The organism is Pseudomonas sp. PDM21 (assembly GCF_014852505.2).
Classification (GTDB): Bacteria; Pseudomonadota; Gammaproteobacteria; order Pseudomonadales; family Pseudomonadaceae; genus Pseudomonas.
Genome location: NZ_CM181223.1, coordinates 3,576,375 through 3,594,245, shown reverse-complemented (window position 1 = coordinate 3,594,245; position 17,871 = coordinate 3,576,375). Strand labels below are relative to the sequence as shown.

The 17,871-nt window shown below is 67.0% G+C and carries 12 protein-coding genes; 11 read left to right on the top strand and 1 reads right to left on the bottom strand.

Annotation, left to right across the window (positions count from 1 at the left end):
• Positions 1-15: 15 nt before the first annotated feature.
• The 6 genes from pqqC (at position 16) to IB275_RS16510 (ending at position 6,910) form a co-directional block, all read left to right on the top strand.
• Positions 16-765 carry a pyrroloquinoline-quinone synthase PqqC gene (gene pqqC / locus IB275_RS16535; RefSeq protein ID WP_192296056.1) on the top strand — a complete coding sequence of 250 codons (750 nt, stop codon included), beginning with the start codon at positions 16-18 and terminating at the stop codon, positions 763-765.
• Complete coding sequence (pqqD, locus tag IB275_RS16530; protein ID WP_024762490.1) at positions 765-1,043, top strand: pyrroloquinoline quinone biosynthesis peptide chaperone PqqD; 279 nt, start codon at positions 765-767, stop codon at positions 1,041-1,043. Before pqqC ends, pqqD begins: the two co-directional genes overlap by 1 nt.
• Positions 1,015-2,163, top strand: a complete 1,149-nt coding sequence (gene pqqE / locus IB275_RS16525) for a pyrroloquinoline quinone biosynthesis protein PqqE (RefSeq protein ID WP_192296055.1) — start codon at positions 1,015-1,017, stop codon at positions 2,161-2,163. Before pqqD ends, pqqE begins: the two co-directional genes overlap by 29 nt.
• A 2-nt stretch (positions 2,164-2,165) precedes the next feature.
• On the top strand, positions 2,166-3,959 hold the full coding sequence (locus tag IB275_RS16520; protein ID WP_192296054.1) for a S9 family peptidase: 1,794 nt from the start codon (positions 2,166-2,168) through the stop codon (positions 3,957-3,959).
• A 109-nt stretch (positions 3,960-4,068) separates the two neighbouring features.
• On the top strand, positions 4,069-5,232 hold the full coding sequence (ercA, locus tag IB275_RS16515; protein WP_192296053.1) for an alcohol dehydrogenase-like regulatory protein ErcA: 1,164 nt from the start codon (positions 4,069-4,071) through the stop codon (positions 5,230-5,232).
• On the top strand, positions 5,216-6,910 hold the full coding sequence (locus IB275_RS16510) for a PAS domain-containing hybrid sensor histidine kinase/response regulator (RefSeq protein ID WP_192296052.1): 1,695 nt from the start codon (positions 5,216-5,218) through the stop codon (positions 6,908-6,910). Before ercA ends, IB275_RS16510 begins: the two co-directional genes overlap by 17 nt.
• Positions 6,911-6,916: 6 nt before the next feature.
• Here the strand turns inward: IB275_RS16510 and IB275_RS16505 are convergent, their stop codons facing one another.
• On the bottom strand, positions 6,917-9,442 hold the full coding sequence (locus IB275_RS16505; protein WP_192296051.1) for an ATP-binding protein: 2,526 nt from the start codon (positions 9,440-9,442) through the stop codon (positions 6,917-6,919).
• A 291-nt stretch (positions 9,443-9,733) separates the two neighbouring features.
• Between IB275_RS16505 and IB275_RS16500 the strand changes: the two genes are divergently transcribed.
• The 5 genes from IB275_RS16500 to IB275_RS16480 all read left to right on the top strand — a co-directional run bounded on the left by IB275_RS16500 (position 9,734) and on the right by IB275_RS16480 (position 17,812).
• Positions 9,734-13,210 carry a response regulator gene (locus IB275_RS16500; RefSeq protein ID WP_192296050.1) on the top strand — a complete coding sequence of 1,159 codons (3,477 nt, stop codon included), beginning with the start codon at positions 9,734-9,736 and terminating at the stop codon, positions 13,208-13,210.
• 1 nt (position 13,211) lies between these two features.
• Positions 13,212-14,030 carry a CheR family methyltransferase gene (locus IB275_RS16495; RefSeq protein WP_192296049.1) on the top strand — a complete coding sequence of 273 codons (819 nt, stop codon included), beginning with the start codon at positions 13,212-13,214 and terminating at the stop codon, positions 14,028-14,030.
• Positions 14,027-14,614 (top strand): chemotaxis protein CheB, encoded by a 588-nt coding sequence (locus IB275_RS16490; RefSeq protein ID WP_192296048.1) that lies wholly within the window; start codon positions 14,027-14,029, stop codon positions 14,612-14,614. The genes IB275_RS16495 and IB275_RS16490 overlap by 4 nt, the downstream gene beginning before the upstream one ends.
• Positions 14,604-15,788 (top strand): hybrid sensor histidine kinase/response regulator, encoded by a 1,185-nt coding sequence (locus tag IB275_RS16485; protein WP_192296047.1) that lies wholly within the window; start codon positions 14,604-14,606, stop codon positions 15,786-15,788. Before IB275_RS16490 ends, IB275_RS16485 begins: the two co-directional genes overlap by 11 nt.
• A 74-nt stretch (positions 15,789-15,862) precedes the next feature.
• Positions 15,863-17,812, top strand: coding sequence for a hybrid sensor histidine kinase/response regulator (locus tag IB275_RS16480; RefSeq protein WP_192296046.1), 1,950 nt, complete (start codon positions 15,863-15,865; stop codon positions 17,810-17,812).
• Positions 17,813-17,871: the final 59 nt, after the last annotated feature.

Here is a 17,871-nt window from a genome sequence, read left to right as displayed (position 1 = left end):
AGAAGGAGCGTCGCGATGACCCGCGAAGCCATGAGCCCCGCCGAGTTCGAGCAGGCACTGCGCGCCAAGGGCGCCTGCTACCACATCTTCCACCCGTACCATGTGGCCATGTACGAGGGCCGCGCCACCCGCGAGCAGATCCAGGGCTGGGTGGCCAACCGCTTCTACTACCAGGTGAACATCCCGCTCAAGGATGCGGCGATCCTCGCCAACTGCCCGGACCGCGATGTACGCCGCGAATGGCTGCAGCGCATCCTCGACCATGACGGCGCACCCGGCGAGGAGGGCGGCATCGAAGCCTGGCTGCGCCTGGCCGAATCCGTCGGGCTGGACCGTGAACAGGTGCTGTCCCAGGAGCTGGTGCTGCCCGGCGTGCGTTTCGCCGTGGACGCCTACGTCAACTTCGCCCGCCGCGCCAGCTGGCAGGAAGCCGCCAGCAGTTCGCTGACCGAGCTGTTCGCTCCGCAGATCCACCAGTCGCGCCTGGACAGCTGGCCGCAGCACTACCCGTGGATCGACGCCACCGGCTACGACTACTTCCGCAAGCGTCTGTCCCAGGCGCGCCGCGATGTCGAGCACGGCCTGCGCATCACCCTGGAGCACTACCGCACCCGCGAGGCCCAGGAGCGCATGCTGGAAATCCTGCAATTCAAGCTCGACGTGCTCTGGAGCATGCTCGACGCGATGAGCATGGCCTATGAACTGGAGCGGCCGCCGTACCACACGGTGACGAGCGAGCGCGTATGGCACAGGGGGTTGCTGTGATGAGTCTGCCTTCGCTGGACAGCATCCCGGCGCTGCGCCGGGGCTTCCGCCTGCAATTCGAACCGGCCCAGGGCTGCCATGTGCTGCTCTATCCCGAGGGGATGGTGAAGCTCAACGACAGTGCCGGGGCGATTCTCGGCCGGGTCGACGGGCAAGCCGACGTCGCCGGCATCATCGATGGCCTGCGTGCCGATTTCCCCGGCGTGCCGGGCATCGACGAAGACATCCTGGCATTCCTCGAGGTGGCCCATGCGCAATTCTGGATCGAGCTGCGCTGAAGCGCCGGTAGGCCCGCCACTCTGGCTGCTGGCCGAGCTGACCTACCGCTGCCCGCTGCAGTGCCCGTACTGCTCCAACCCGCTGGACTTCGCCAGGGGCAGCGAGGAGCTTTCCACCCAGCAATGGATCGAAGTGTTCCGCCAGGCCCGCGAGATGGGCGCGGCGCAGCTGGGCTTCTCCGGTGGCGAGCCGCTGGTGCGCCAGGATCTTGCCGAACTGATCGCGGCGGCGCGCGGGCTGGGCTTCTACACCAACCTGATCACCTCCGGCATCGGCCTCAACGAGAAGCGCCTGAAGGAGTTCGCCGACGCCGGTCTCGACCATATCCAGATCAGCTTCCAGGCCGCCGACGAGGAGGTGAACAACTTGCTCGCCGGCTCGCGCAAGGCCTTCGCCCAGAAGCTCGCCATGGCCCGCGCGGTGAAGGCCCACGGCTACCCGATGGTGCTGAACTTCGTCACCCACCGGCACAACATCGACAGCATCGACCGCATCATCGAGCTGTGCATCGAGCTGGAGGCGGACTTCGTCGAACTCGCCACCTGCCAGTTCTATGGCTGGGCCGAGCTGAACCGTGCCGGCCTGTTGCCGACCCGCGAGCAGCTGCAGCGCGCCGAGCGCATCACCGCCGAATACCGCGAGCGCCTGGCCGCCGAGGGCAACCCATGCAAGCTGATCTTCGTGGTGCCCGATTACTACGAGGAACGCCCCAAGGCCTGCATGGGTGGCTGGGGCAGCGTGTTCCTCGACGTCACCCCGGACGGCACCGCGCTGCCGTGCCACAGTGCGCGACAACTTCCGGTGAAGTTCCCCAACGTGCGCGAGCACAGCCTGCAGCACATCTGGTACGAGTCCTTCGGCTTCAACCGCTTCCGCGGCGACTCGTGGATGCCCGAGCCGTGCCGCTCCTGCGACGAGAAGGAGCGGGATTTCGGTGGCTGCCGCTGCCAGGCCTTCATGCTCACCGGTGATGCCGAGGCAACCGACCCGGTGTGCGCCAAGTCGGCCCACCACGGGATTATCCTCGACGCCCGCCGCGAGGCGGAAACCGCCGCCGCCCCGCTCAGTGCGCTGACCCTGCGCAACGAGCGGGCCTCGCAACTGATCTGCAAGGCCTGAGGATGCAGCGCAGCGACTGGAGCGCCGAACGCGCGGTAGCCGCCGCGGGGGATTTCGCCGAGCTGCACGTGGCCCACGGCGGATTGCTGTGGGCTGCGTTCGACCCCGCCAGCGCGCGCTGCCGGTTGTTCCTCCGTCGTGATGGGCAGAGCGTCGAGCTGACGCCGCCCGGAGCTTCGGTGCGCAGCCGCGTCTACGAATACGGTGGCGGCTCCTGCTGCGCCACCGCCGACGGCGTGGCCTGGGTGGAAGAGGGCGACCAGCAGGTTCACTGGCTGCGATTGGGCGGCGTGCCCAGGCCGCTCACCCACCGCGATGATTGCCGTTACGGCGACCTGCACTACGTGCCGGCGTGGAACGCGATACTCGCCGTGGAGGAGGAGAACGGCAGCGGCGGTGTGACTCACCGCATAGTCCGCCTCGACGCGGATGGCCGGCGCCGAGTGATCGCGTCGGGCGCGGACTTCTATGCGTCCCCGGTGGCGGACGGCAGTGCCGAACGCACCGCCTGGGTGGAATGGGATCGCCCGCACCAACCCTGGACGCGCACGCGGCTATGCGAGTCCTTCGCGGGTGAGCAGCGCTGCCTGGCCGGACAGACCCGCCATGAGTCCATCCAGCAGCCACGTTTCGCCGAGGACGGTCGCCTGCATTGGCTGAGCGATGGCGACGGCTACTGGCAGCCCTGCCACGAAGGCCACGGCACCTTGCCTTGCGTGGCGGCCGACCACGCCGGCGCGCCGTGGCAACTGGGTGGGCGTACCTTCCTGCCGCTGGCGGGCGGCAAGCTGCTGGCAACCCATTACGTGGATGGCTGCGGCCTGCTGGTGGTGTACGACGAGCGTGGCAGGCAGCACCGGCTCGCACCGGAGTACAGCCGTTTTCGCGCGCTGGCGGCGGATGAACGCCATTTCTATTGCATCGCCGCCGCGCCGGATCGACTGCCGACGCTGCTGGCGATCCGCCGGGTGGATGGCTCGACCCAGGTGCTGGCCGGTGGCGAGAAGCCGCTGCCCGAGGGCGAGCTGTCTCGTGGCGAGGCCTTCCGCTACCCGGTGGGCGGGGACGAGTGCGGGCATGGGTTCTTCTATCCGCCCCGCGCGGGCGACCCTGCGCCGCCGCTGGTGGTGTTCCTGCATGGCGGGCCGACGTCGGCCAGCTACCCGGTATTCGACGGGCGCATCCAGTTCTGGACGCGCCGTGGCTTCGCCGTCGCCGACATCAACTACCGCGGCAGCAGCGGCTATGGTCGTGCCTATCGCGAACGCCTGCACCTGGGCTGGGGACAGGTGGAAGTGGAGGACATCGGCGCGGCGCTGGACTTCCTTGCCAAGGCCGGGCGCATCGGCCGCCAGCGGGTGTTCGTGCGGGGCGCCAGTGCCGGCGGCTACAGCGCGCTGATGGCGCTGGCACGGCTGCCGGGCTTGCGCGGCGGCGCCAGCCTCTATGGCGTCAGCGATCCGCAGGCGCTGGCGCGGGTCACCCACAAGTTCGAGGCGGACTACCTGGACTGGCTGATCGGCGACCCGCAACAGGACGCCGAGCGCTACCGCGAACGCACGCCGGTGCTGCAGGCGGATCATATCCACGCGCCGATGATCTTCTTCCAGGGAGAGTTGGATGCGGTGGTGGTGCCGGCGCAGACCGACGCCATGGTCGACAGCCTGCGCCAGCGCGGCGTGCCGGTGGAAGTGCACCGCTACGCCGGGGAGCGCCATGGCTTCCGCCAGGCCGCCAACCTGGCCCACGCGCTGGAGGCCGAATGGCGTTTCTATCAGGTGCTTCTGGCGGACTGATATCCGTCAGAACCGACTGTCAGAACCGTCTGCCAAGGTCGCATTGCAATACCTGACGGATGCAGTAGGCTGCCGGAAATATCCCATAACAATAACGACAGAGCCCCCGATGTCCCACGAGCTCAGCCAGCTGCGCAAGTTCGTCTCGCCAGAGATCATTTTCGGTGCCGGATGCCGGCACAATGTCGCCAATTACGTGAAAACCTTCGGCGCCCGCAAGGTGCTGGTCGTGTCGGACCCCGGTGTAGTCGCCGCCGGCTGGGTCTCCGATATCGAGGCCAGCCTGGCCGCCCAGAACATTCTTTTCTGCCGTTACACCGAGGTGTCGCCCAACCCGCGCGTGGAAGAAGTCATGCGCGGCGCCGACGTCTACCGCAGCGAAGGCTGCAACGTGATAGTCGCGGTCGGCGGCGGCAGCCCGATGGACTGCGCCAAGGGCATCGGCATCGTCGTCGCCCACGGCCGCAACATCCTCGAGTTCGAGGGCGTGGACACCCTGCGCGTGCCCAGCCCGCCGCTGATCCTGATCCCCACCACCGCCGGTACCTCGGCGGACGTCTCGCAGTTCGTGATCATCTCCAACCAGGACGAGCGGATGAAGTTCTCCATCGTCAGCAAGGCGGTGGTGCCCGATGTGTCGCTGATCGACCCGGAAACCACCCTGACCATGGACCCGTTCCTCTCCGCCTGCACCGGCATCGATGCGCTGGTGCACGCCATCGAGGCATTCGTTTCGACCGGCCACGGCCCGCTCACCGACCCCCACGCGCTGGAAGCCATGCGGCTGATCAACGGCAACCTGGTGCAGATGATCGCCAACCCGGCGGACATCGCCCTGCGCGAGAAGATCATGCTGGGCAGCATGCAGGCGGGGCTGGCGTTCTCCAACGCGATCCTTGGCGCGGTGCACGCCATGTCCCACAGCCTGGGCGGCTACCTCGACCTGCCGCACGGGTTGTGCAATGCCGTGCTGGTGGAGCACGTGGTGGCCTTCAACTACAGCGCCGCGCCCGAGCGCTTCAAGGTGATTGCCGAGACCTTCGGCATCGACTGCCGTGGCCTGAACCATGCGCAGATCCGCCAGCGCCTGGTGGAGCACCTGATCGCCCTGAAGAACGCCGTGGGTTTCCACGAAAGCCTTGGCCTGCATGGCGTGGGCAGCTCCGACATTCCCTTCCTCTCGCGCCACGCGATGCAGGATCCGTGCATCCTCACCAACCCTCGCGAGTCCAGCCTGCGCGATGTCGAGGTGGTGTATGGCGAGGCCCTCTGACGAGCAGCAGCAACAGGCCCTGGCCGGGCTGCTGGGCCTGGGCAGCCATTCCGCGCGCAAGAGCCACTACCCCGAGCTGGTGGCGCGGCTGGACGAGCTGGAAGCGGAGCGCAACCGCTACAAATGGCTGTTCGAACACGCCGTCCACGGCATCTTCCAGGCCAGCCTGAGCCAGGGCTTGCGCGCCGCCAACCCGGCGCTGGCGCGGATGCTCGGCTATGACGACCCGCAGCAGGTGCTGTGGAACCTGCAGGACATGGCCAGCCAGCTGTTCGTCGGCGGCGAGGCGGAGATGCGCCGCATCCGCGCGCTGCTGCGCGAGCGGGACGGCCTGTTCGGCTACGAGACGCGCCTGCGCCGCCGCGATGGCAGCCATGTGATCGTCCTGATGAACCTGCTGATAAAGCCGGATGAAGAAGGCCTGGTGGAAGGCTTCGTCGCCGACATCACCGAGCGCGTCCAGGCCCAGCAGCGCCTGCAGAGCCTGAACGAAGAGCTGGAGCAACGCGTCGCCGAGCGCACCCGCGAGCTGGAGGGGCTGAACCAGCAACTGCGCGAGGCTCGCGACGCCGCCGAGGCCGCCAACAACAGCAAGGACAAGTACCTGGCCGCCGCCAGCCACGACCTGCTGCAACCGCTGAATGCCGCGCGCCTGCTGGTTTCCACCCTGCGCGAACGCAAGTTGCCGAACGCCGAACAGGTGCTGGTGGAGCGCACGCACCAGGCGCTGGAAGGCGCCGAGGACCTGCTCACCGACCTGCTGGAAATCGCCCGCCTGGACCAGAGTACGATCCGCCCGGACCTGGATGTCTATCCGCTGGACGAACTGCTCGGCCCGCTGGTCTCGGAGTTCGACGAAGTGGCGCGCGCCGCCGGGCTGCGCCTGCGCTCACGGATTCCCGCGCTGGCGGTGCGCACCGATCATCGTCTGCTGTCGCGCATCCTGCGCAACTTCCTCAGCAACGCCTGCCGCTACACCGAGCGCGGCAGCGTGATGCTCGCCGCGCGCCGGCGCGGGGATAGCGTCAGGCTGGAAGTCTGGGACACCGGACGGGGGATTCCGGCGGACCAGCTGCAAGCCATCTTCCTTGAATTCAACCAGCTCGACGCCGGGCGCACGGCCAACCGCCGCGGTGTCGGGCTGGGCCTGGCGATCGTCGACCGCATCGCCGGTATCCTCGGTTGCCGGGTGCAGGTGCGCTCGGTGCCGGGGCGTGGGTCGGTGTTCTCCCTCGAAGTGCCGCTGGTGCGCGATCTGCCGCAACCGGGGCTGGTGGAGAGCGGCCCGCGCCCGGTGACCGGCGACCCGCTGCCGGGCCGGCGCCTGCTGGTGATCGACAACGAAGAGGCGATCCTCGCCAGCATGGCGGCGCTGCTCGGACAGTGGGGCTGCGAGGTACTGGTAGCGACCAGCTACGAGGAAGCGCTGCAGGCGCTGGATGGCAAGGCGCCGGAGGTGATCCTGGCCGACTACCACCTTGACCATGGCCGCACCGGCTGCGAGGCGGTGCGTGGGCTGCGCGAGTATTTCCGCTGCGAGCTGCCGGCGCTGATGATCACCGCCGACCGCAGCGATGATTGCCGTCGTGCGTTGCAGCGGCTGGGGATGCCGCTGCTGAACAAGCCGGTGAAGCCGGGCAAGCTGCGCGCGACACTGAGCGTGCTGCTAACTCATTGAAGCCCTTCAGCCGTCCTTGCGCCGGAGCATGCCGTTGACCTTGTCACGGAGAGCGTCGATGGAGAAGGGCTTGGCGATCATCGACATGCGCGTGGCCAGTTCGCTGCCATCGATATGCACGATCTCGGCGTAGCCGGTGGCGAACAGGATCGGCAGCTCCGGCCGCGCCTCGCGCGCGGCCACTGCCAGTTCCTCGCCGTTCATGCCCGGCAGGCCGACATCGGTGAGCAGCAGGTGGATGGTGGTATCTCCCTGCAGGATCGACAGCGCCTCTTCGGCGTCCTCGGCCTGCAGCACCTGGTAGCCAATCTCCTCCAGCACTTCCACGGTGAGCATGCGCACCAGGTCGTTGTCCTCGACGACCAGGACGCACAGCTGCTCGTTGGCCGGTTCATTGGGGGGCGTAGGGGCGTCGGGAATGCTGACCACTGAGGTGCCTCTCGGGAAATAGAGTGTGACGCAGGTGCCCTGGCCGGGCTCGCTGCGCAGGCGGATGTGCCCGCCGGATTGTTTGATGAAGCCGTAGACCATCGACAGGCCCAACCCGCTGTTGGGGCCGATGCCCTTGGTGGTGAAGAAGGGGTCGAAGACGTGGGTCAGGGTCGCCTGGCTCATGCCCTGGCCGCTGTCCTGCAGGGAGAGGGCGAGGTAGTCACCGGCCGGCAGGTCATGCTCGCCGCTGACGATCTCCTGGCGCCGCAGGCTGATCTCCAGGCTGCCACCGCCGGGCATGGCGTCGCGGGCGTTCTCCACCAGGTGGAGCATGGCCTTGTGCAACTGGTCGCGATCGGTCAGGACGCTCTGCGTGTCATCCAGGGTGAGCGCCAGTGTGACGTCCGGGCCGGCGCGTTCGACCAGTTCGTCGTGCCAGTTGCGCAGTTGCTGGCCGAGGTTCACCGGGTGCATGGCCAGCGCCTGACGACGGGCAAAAGCCAGCAGGTTGTGGGTCAGCTCGGCGGCGCGCTCGGTGGCCTGGGTGGCGGCATGGAGGATGTGGCTGAGCTCCGGCTGGGTGTTGGCTGGCGCGCGGCGGGTGATCAGGTCGAGGCTGAAGCGAATGCTCGCCAGCAGGTTGTTGAAGTCATGGGCGATGCCACCGGTGAGCTGGCCGACAGCCTCCATGCGCTGGGCGTTGAGCAGGGCGGTCTGCGCCTGCTCCAGCAGTAGCGCGCCACGCTTCTGTTCGGTGATGTCGCGGCCGCAACCATAGATGACGCCGTTTTCCTCGGTGGCGTGCCAGGAAATCCAGCGATAGCTGCCATCGGCGTGGCGCAGGCGGTTCTCGAAGTGCTGCAGGCGCTCACCACGGGCGAGGGTGGAACGGATGGCGATGCTCGGCGCGAGGTCGTCAGGGTGTACCAGCTCTTCGCTGTTGCGGCCGGTGAGCTGCTCCTCGCTCCAGCCCAGCAGGCTGCCCCAGGCCGGGTTGACGTTGAGCAGCACGCCCTGGTGATCGAGCACGCAGAGCAGGTCCTGGCTCACCGTCCACACGCGGTCGCGCTCGCGGGTGCGCTGGCGGGCTTCTTCCTGTACGGCGACCTTCAGCCTGCGCTCTTCCGTACGCTGGCTGGCGGCGGACAGGGCATGGCCGAGCAGGGCGGCCAGTTCGTTGAAGAAGGTCGCGTAGTTCTCGTCCAGGCGCCGCCGCGGGCTGATGCCGAATACCGCCAGGCTGTCGGCGTGGCCATCCAGTGGGGTGGCGTAGGTGCTGTCGAGCACTTCCGGCCAGGGCGCGAAGGCGCGCATGTGCTGGCTGCCCAGGGGGGACTGGTGGGCTTCCTTGATGCCGCCGAACAGGTGCAGAGGGTCGTCGTCCAGCGTCAGTTGCGCGGGGGCGAAGTGATCGTTGGTGTCGGTGCCGCAGGCGCCGAGCAGGGTGCCGGCATGGTAGAGCAGGCAGAAAGGCACATCGTGGCTGGCTTCGGCAAGCAGGGCGAAAGCCAGGGCGCAGATCTGTGCGCTGTCGTCGGCCTGCCCGAGGCGCTCCGCCAAACGCGTCAGCAGGCGCTGGCGGCGTTGCTCGATGACGTTGCCGGTGGTCTCCACGGCGGTATTGAACAGGCCGATAGGCTTGCCGTCCTGGCCGAAGATCGGGCTGACGTTATAGGTGAAGTAGGCTTCCTCGACGTAGCCGAAACGCACCATGGGCAGCAGGCGGTCTTCCTCGTGGGCGGCCACGCCGGTCTGCAGGATGCCGTTGTACATGGGGTCGAGGATCGACCAGATGTCCGACCAGGCGACGTGCGCGGGCTGGCCCAGGCAGGCGGGATGCTTGTCGCCGGGGATTGCGCTCCAGGCGTCGTTGTACAGCAGGATGAACTCCGGACCCCAGTAGATGCACACCGGCAGGCGCGAGTTCAGGCCGACTTCGAGGATGCCCTTGAGCGTGGCCGGCCATTGGTCCATCGGGCCGAGCGGCGTGGTCGCCCAGTCGTACTGGCGGATCAGCGGTGCCATGGCGCTACTGCTGTTGAGGAAGTCGCCCTGGCCCTGCACTGGTGAAATAGGGGTTTCCCCCGGGGAGCTTGGCATCGAGCAAACCCTGCGACCGATTGATCTTCTGTTCCTTGTCGGACGTTGGAAAGGCGCACCGGGAGATAATTCCACTTTTCTCCAGGCTTATTCCGCAAAAAGTTCGAACGTCCCGCAGGAGTGGCTGTCAATTCGCCAGCTGGTATGTAGCCTACAACGCTTAGCGTTATTATTTCTCCAGTTTTAAGAACGTTCTTACAATAACTTCAAATACTTACCTGGCATCTGTCGCAATCTCCGCCATGCCGGCGGGATGCATCCAGGGAAGATAGGCCATCAGGGAACCCGCAGATGAACCAGAAAGCCATCGCCGACGAAAGCGCCTTCCGCCGCATACTCGCGCGCAACATGGCGCTGCCGCTGGGCATCTGCCTGCTGGGCGCGGTGCTGTTCATCGGCCTGATCCTCTACATGCTCGACGTGCTGGGCTGGGTCGAGCACACCGACCGGGTGATCTCCAGCGCCAACGAGATGCAGCGCCTGAGCGTCGACCAGGAAAGCGGGCTGCGCGGCTTCCTGATCACTGGCGATCCGGGCTTCCTGGAACCCCTGGAGCAGGCGCGGCCTCGCATCAATTCCGGCCTGAAGAGCCTCTCGGAGCTCGTGGCGGACAACCCGCCGCAGGTCGAGCGCGTGGGCCGCCTGACATCGATGCAGGACGAATGGATGACCTTCGCCCAGCAGATGATCGAGCAGCGCCGCCAGGGCCAGGACACCTCCGACGCCATAAAGGCGGGGCGCGGCAAGAGCATGATGGATGCGATCCGCGCCCAGTACGCCTCACTGATCAATACCGAGCAGCAGCTGCGCCACGACCGCAACCAGTTCGCCTCCAACCTCTCCACGGGCGTGGTCGTCCTCTACCTGGTGTTCAGTATCGTGGTCGGCACCCTGCTGGCGTATTTCGGTCGCCGACAGTTGGTCAGCCTGTCCGAGTCCTACTCCGAATCTCTGCGCCGCCAGGTGGCGCATAACGAACACCTGGCCCGCCAGGCCTGGCTGCGCGATGGCCAGAGCCGCCTGGGAGAACAGTTGATCGGCCAGCAGTCGCTGCCGACCCTGGGGCGCAGCCTGATGGACTTCCTCGGCGAGTTCGTCGCCTCCCCGGTGGGCGCGCTGTATGTGCGTGATGATCGCGGCGGCCTGCGTCTTTCCGGTACCTATGGTTTCGCCACCGGCGCCCTGGGTGAGGACTACTTTGCCCCGGACGAAAGCCTGATCGCCCAGGCCGCGCGCCAGCGCAAGCTGCGCGTGGTGGAGGGCTTGCCGCCGGACTACCTGAAGGTCAACTCGGCGTTGGGCAACGGCCAGCCGGTGAGCGTGGCGCTGCTGCCGCTGCTCAACGACGGTGGTGTGGTCGGCGTGCTGGAGCTGGGCTTCCTGCGCCAGTTGGAAGAGCGTGACCAGGCCTTCCTGCAGAATGTCGGCGAAAGCCTCGGCAGTGCCATCGCCTCGGCGCAGCATCGCCAGCGCCTGCAGGACCTGCTGGCGGAAACCCAGCAGCTCAACGAAGAGCTGCAGGTGCAACAGGAAGAGCTGAAGACCGCCAACGAGGAACTGGAGGAGCAGTCGCGGGTGCTCAAGGAGTCCCAGGCGCACCTCGAGGCCCAGCAGGCGGAACTGGAGCAGACCAACGAGCGCCTCGCCGAGCAGGCCCAGGAACTGGCCGCCCAGCGCGACGATCTCGACGGCAAGAACACCGAGCTGAACCAGGCCCGCCTGGACCTTCAGGGCCGCGCCGACGAGCTGCAGCGGGCCAGCCGCTACAAGTCCGAGTTCCTCGCCAACATGTCCCACGAGCTGCGCACGCCGCTCAACAGCTCGCTGATTCTTGCGCGCCTGCTGGCGGACAACGAACAGGGCAACCTGGACGATGAGCAGGTGAAGTTCGCCGAGTCGATCTACGGCGCCGGCAACGACCTGCTCAACCTGATCAACGACATCCTCGACATCTCCAAGGTCGAGGCCGGCAAGCTGGAAGTGCGCCCGGAGAACGCCAGCGTGCGTCGCCTGGTGGAAGCGCTGGAAGGGCTGTTCCGGCCGCAGGCCGACAACAAGGGCCTGCGCTTCGTTGCCGAAGTGGCGGAGGACGCCCCGGCGCTGCTGTTCAGCGACCGCCAGCGGGTGGAGCAGATCCTCAAGAACCTGCTGTCCAACGCCTTCAAGTTCACCGACAGCGGCGAAGTTGCTCTGCGTGTGAGCGCCGCGCCCGAGGGGCTGCGCTTCGATGTGCGTGACAGCGGCATCGGTATCGCCGAGGACCAGCTCGCGCGCATCTTCGAAGCCTTCCAGCAGGCCGATGGCGCCACCAACCGCCGCTACGGCGGCACTGGCCTTGGCTTGTCGATTTCCCGCGACCTGGCGCACCTTCTGGGCGGCAGCATCATCGTCAGCAGCGAGCCGGGCAAGGGCAGCGTGTTCAGCCTGTTGTTGCCGCTGAATTACCAGGCGCCGGCCGAAGACGAGGTGGTCAGCGCGCCTGCGCCGATTGTCGCGGTTGCCCCGACCGCCATTGCGCCGCCGGTGGTGCGTGCGCCGGCCGCCGCAGCATTCGCCGACGACCGCGAACAGGTCAGCGTCGGCCAGCGCTGCGTGCTGGTGGTGGAAGACGAGCCGAAGTTCGCCCGCATCCTCTATGACCTGGCTCGCGAGCTGGGTTACCGCTGCCTGGTGGCCATGGGCGCCGAGGAAGGCCTGCGCCTGGCCGACGAGCACGGCCCGGACGCCATCCTGCTGGACATGCACCTGCCCGACGAATCCGGCCTCGCCGTGCTGCAACGCCTGAAAGCCAACCCGCGCACCCGCCATGTGCCGGTACATGTGGTCTCCGTGGAGGACCGCAGCGAAGCGGCCCTGCACCTGGGCGCCATCGGCTACGCGCTCAAGCCCACCACCCGCGAGCAACTGCGCGAGGTCTTCGGCAAGCTGGAGGCCAAGCTGACCCAGGAGGTCAAGCGCATCCTGCTGGTCGAGGACGACCCGCTGCAGCGCGACAGCGTCTCGCGACTGATCGGCGACGACGACATCGAGATCACCGCGGTGGAGCAGGGCGAACAGGCCCTGGAGCTGCTGCGGCGCAACATCTACGACTGCATGATCATTGACCTCAAGCTGCCGGACATGCAGGGCAACGAGCTGCTGCGGCGCATGGGCGAGGAGGACATCTGCTCGTTCCCGCCGGTGATCGTCTACACCGGGCGCAACCTGACCCGTGACGAGGAAGCCGAGCTGCTCAAGTATTCGCGCTCGATCATCATCAAGGGCGCGCGCTCGCCGGAGCGCCTGCTGGACGAGGTGACGCTGTTCCTGCACAAGGTCGAGTCGCAGCTCTCCAGTGAACGCCAGCGCATGCTGCGCACCTCGCGCAACCGCGACCGGGCCTTCGAGGAGCGGCGCATCCTGCTGGTGGACGACGACGTGCGCAACATCTTCGCCCTCACCAGCGCCCTGGAGCACAAGGGCGCCCGCGTGGAAGTGGCGCGCAACGGCCGCGAGGCCATCGAGAAGCTCGCCGAGGTCGGCGACATCGACCTGGTGCTGATGGACGTGATGATGCCGGAGATGGATGGCTACGAGGCGACCCGCCTGATCCGCCAGGACGCGCGCTTCAAGAAGCTGCCGATCCTCGCGGTGACCGCCAAGGCGATGAAGGACGACCACGAGCTGTGCCTGCGCGCTGGCGCCAACGACTACCTGGCCAAGCCCATCGACCTCGACCGCCTGTTCTCCCTGATCCGGGTATGGCTACCCAAGCTGGAGCGCATCTGACATGCCTGATCGCAGCCAGGACATCGAGCTGCGCCTCCTGATCGAGGCGATCTACCTGAAGTACAGCTACGACTTCCGCGACTACTCAGGCACCTCGCTCAAGCGCCGTGTGCTGCACGCTACCAAGCTGTTCGAGTGCCGCAGCATCTCGGCCCTGCAGGAGCGCATCCTGCACGACCCGCACGCCTTCCATGAGCTGCTGCAGTACCTGACCATCTCGGTGAGCGAGCTGTTCCGCGACCCCAGCTACTTCCTCGCGCTGCGCCAGGAAGTGGTGCCGGTGCTGCGTACCTATCCGTCGCTGCGCCTGTGGGTGGCCGGCTGCAGCACCGGCGAAGAGGTGCATTCGCTGGCCATCCTGCTGCACGAGGAAGGCCTGCTCGAGCGCACACTGATCTACGCGACCGACATCAACCCGCGCTCGCTGGAGCAGGCGCGTCGCGGCATCTATGCGGTAGAGGACCTGGCCCAGGCCAGCGAGAACTACCGCGCCGCCGGCGGCAAGGGTTCGCTCTCGGACTACTACACGGCGGCCTATGACGGGGCATTGTTCGACAAGATGCTGCGCGCCAACGTGACCTTCGCCGATCACAGCCTGGCCACCGACAGTGTGTTCTCCGAGACGCACCTGGTCTCCTGCCGCAACGTGCTCATCTACTTCAACCGCCAGCTGCAGAACCGTGCCATCGGCCTGTTCCATGAATCGCTGTGCCACCGGGGCTTCCTCGGCCTGGGCAGCAAGGAAAGCCTGGACTTCACCGACTTCGCCGGGGAATTCGAGGTGGTGAATCGCCGTGAACGGGTGTTCCGCAAGCGATGAACGCGCAACGCAGCATCCAGGCCGTGGTCATCGGCGCCTCCGCAGGCGGCGTGGATGCGCTGTTCCAGCTGTTCGGCGGGTTGCCGGCTGGCTTCGCTTTGCCCATGGTGGTGGTGCTGCACCTGCCGGAAAACCACGAGAGCCAGTTGGTGGACCTGTTCGCCCGGCGCCTGGCGATCCCCGTGGAGGAGGCCCGTGACAAGGCGCCGGTGGAGGCGGGCACGCTGTACTTCGCCGCGGCCGGGTATCACCTGTCCATCGAGCGGGAGCGCAGTTTTGCGTTGAGTCGCGAGGCACCGCGGAATTTCTCCCGGCCGTCCATCGACATCCTTTTCGACTCGGCGGCGGACGCCTACCGGGAGAATCTCGCCGGCATCCTGCTGACCGGGGCCAACCAGGACGGCGCCGAAGGGCTGGCGCATATCCACCGCGAAGGCGGGCTGAGCATCGTCCAGGACCCGGCCGAAGCCGCCGTGTCCACCATGCCGGAGGCGGCCATTGCACTCCACGCCCCGGACCACATACTTCGGCTGCGTGAAATTCACGCGCTACTGACCCGAATGGGCACCCGACATGCTGCGTAACCAGGGAAGCAAACTGCTGATCGTCGACGACCTGCCGGAGAACCTGCTGGCACTGGAGGCGTTGATCAAGGGCGAGGGGCGCGAGGTGTTCAAGGCCTCCTCGGCGGATGAGGCGCTGTCGCTGCTGCTGGAGCACGAATTCGCCCTGGCGCTGCTCGACGTGCAGATGCCCGGCATGGACGGCTTCGCCCTGGCCGAGCTGATGCGCGGCACCGAGCGCACCAAGAATATCCCCATCGTCTTCGTCACCGCCGCCGGGCGCGAGCTGAACTACGCCTTCAAGGGCTACGAGAGCGGCGCGGTGGACTTCCTCTACAAGCCGCTGGACAACCACGCGGTGCGCAGCAAGGTGAATGTCTTCGTCGACCTCTACCGCCAGCGCAAGGTGCTCGCGCGGCAACTGGAGGCGCTGGAGCAGGCGCGCAGCGAGCAGGACGCGTTGCTTGCCGAGCTGCGCGAGACCCAGGTGGAGCTGCAGCGTGCGGTGAAGATGCGCGACGACTTCATGTCCATCGTCTCCCACGAGCTGCGCACGCCGCTCAACGGTCTGATGCTGGATACCCAGTTGCGCCGTCTTTACCTGTCCAAGGGCAAGCTGGAGCACTTCGCGCAGGACCGTCTGGGGGTGCTCTTCGAGCGCGACGAGCGCCAGCTCACCGGGTTGAACCGGCTGATCGAGGACATGCTCGACGTCTCGCGTATCCGCACCGGCAAGCTGTCGATCCGCCCGGAGCCGGCGAACCTCGCCGATATCGCCCGCCGCGTGCTGGGCAACTTCGCGGTGCAGGCGCAGGCGGCCGGTTGCGAACTGAGCCTGGAGACGCCTGAAGTGGTGGAAGGCGTGTGGGACGCCTACCGCCTGGAGCAGGTGATCAGCAACCTGGTCAGCAACGCCCTGCGCTATGGGCCCGGCCAGCCGGTGGAAGTGACCGTCGCGGTGGCGGATGGCCGCGCGCAACTCTGCGTGCGCGACCATGGCGACGGCATCAGCGCCGACGAGCAGCGGCGCATCTTCCAGCAATTCGAACGTGGCGCCGGCGCGGCCCGTGTCGCCGGCCTGGGTTTGGGGCTGTTCATCTCCGAGCAGATCGTCCAGGCCCACGGCGGCCGCATCGAGTTGCGCAGCGAGCCGGGGTTCGGCGCGGCGTTCAGCGTCTTCCTGCCGCAGGACTGAGTGCCGTCTGGCGGCGCCCGAAGTGAGGTGGCTGCGCCTATGCTTTGCTCCAATGAGCCAAGAGAGCAGACCTGATGCCCGATACGACCGCCAGCACCGCCCAGCTCGTCGAAGATGCGCGCTACCGCCTGCTGGTCGAGGCGGTGACCGACTATGCCATCTACATGCTCGACCCCGATGGCCGCGTCAGCAGCTGGAGCTCCGGGGCGCAGCGCCTGAAGGGCTACGCCGCCGATGAGATACTCGGCGAGCACTTCTCGCGTTTCTATACCCCCGCCGACCGCGAGGCCGGACTGCCGGAGCTGGCGCTGGGCGAGGCGGCGCGGGTCGGGCGCTTCGAGAGTGAGGGCTGGCGCCTGCACCGCGATGGCAGTTCGTTCTGGGCCCACGTGGTGATCGACGCCATCCGCGATGTTTCCGGGGAGCTGCTGGGCTTCGCCAAGATCACCCGCGACCGCACCGAGCAGCACGAGACCGAGCAGGCCCTGCGCCGCAGCGAGCAGCATTTCCGCCTGCTGGTCAATGGCGTCACCGACTACGCGCTGTACATGCTTGACCCCGAGGGCAATGTCACCAGCTGGAACTCCGGCGCGGAGCGGATCAAGGGCTACCACCCCGAGGAGATCATCGGCCGTCGCTTCGACTGCTTCTACTGCGACGAGGACCGCCAGGGAGGCGTTCCCGAGACCAGCCTGAGCACCGCGCTGGCCGAGGGGCGCTACGAGGAAGAACGCCTGCAGATGCGCAAGGACGGCTCGCGGTTCTGGGCCAATATCGTCATCGACCCGGTATTCGACGACGCCGGCAAGCTGCTGGGTTTCGCCAAGATCACCCGCGACATCACCGACAAGCGCCGCGCCCAGGAAGAGCTGGAGCGCGCCCGCGACGAACTGATCCAGTCGCAGAAGATGGAGTCACTCGGCCAGCTGACCGGCGGCGTCGCCCACGACTTCAATAACCTGCTGACAGTGATCCTTGGCGGGCTGCAGTTGCTCGAACGACAACTGCCCAGGGACAACGAGAAGGTCCAGAACATCTGGCGCAACGCGCTGGAGGCGACCCGCCGCGGCGCCCAGCTGACTCAGCGGATGCTGGCCTTCGCCCGCAAGCAGCGGCTGTTCCCGCAACCGATCCAGCTGCCGGCACTGCTGCAGGACATGAGCGAGCTGCTGGTCAGCTCCCTGGGCCCGACCATCAGCCTGGAGACGCGCTTTCCGCTTCAGCTGGACTGCGTGATGAGCGACCAGAACCAGCTGGAGCTGGCGATCATCAACCTCGCCACCAACGCCCGCGACGCCATGCCTGGCGGCGGCAGCATCACCTTCTCTGCACGCAATGCCCAGGTCGGACCGCGCCAGGGCGGCAAGCTGGCGCCGGGGGAATACGTGTGCCTGGCCATGACAGACTCGGGGCTGGGCATGGACGAGGACACCCTGCGCCGCGCCGCCGAGCCATTCTTCACCACCAAGCCGACCGGCAAGGGCACGGGGCTGGGATTGTCCATCGTCCATGGACTGGCCCAGCAGCAGGGCGGCGCGCTGCTGTTGCGCAGTACGCCAGGGCAGGGCACCACTGCGGAAATCTGGTTGCCGGCGGTGAAGACGAAGGCGGAGCTGGTAGCAGAAAGCACCGAACTGCCGCCCGATGCGGTGGGCGAACCCCTGGAGCCGCTGGGCCTGCGGGTGCTGGTGGTGGACGATGACGCGCTGGTGCTGGCCGGCACCAGCGCGCTGCTGGCGGACCTGGGTTGCCAGGTCGCGCGAACCGATTCGGCGCGGGCGGCGCTGCAATGGCTGGAGCAGTCGGACTTCGACCTGATGATCACCGATTTCGCCATGCCGGACATGGACGGCATGCTGCTGATCCAGCAGGTGCGCCAGTCATACCCCGCATTGACCTGTGTGCTGACCACCGGTTACGCGGGACGGCTGGATACTCTGGCCGACTCGGTGGTGCGTCTGCCCAAACCGTTCGACCGCGACCAGTTGCTGGCTTTGCTGCTGCAGGTGAAGCACGTCGGGTAGATAAACCGAACCTCAGAGGACAGGGCGCGCCCAATGGAGACTGCCCATGTCCCGGAGGA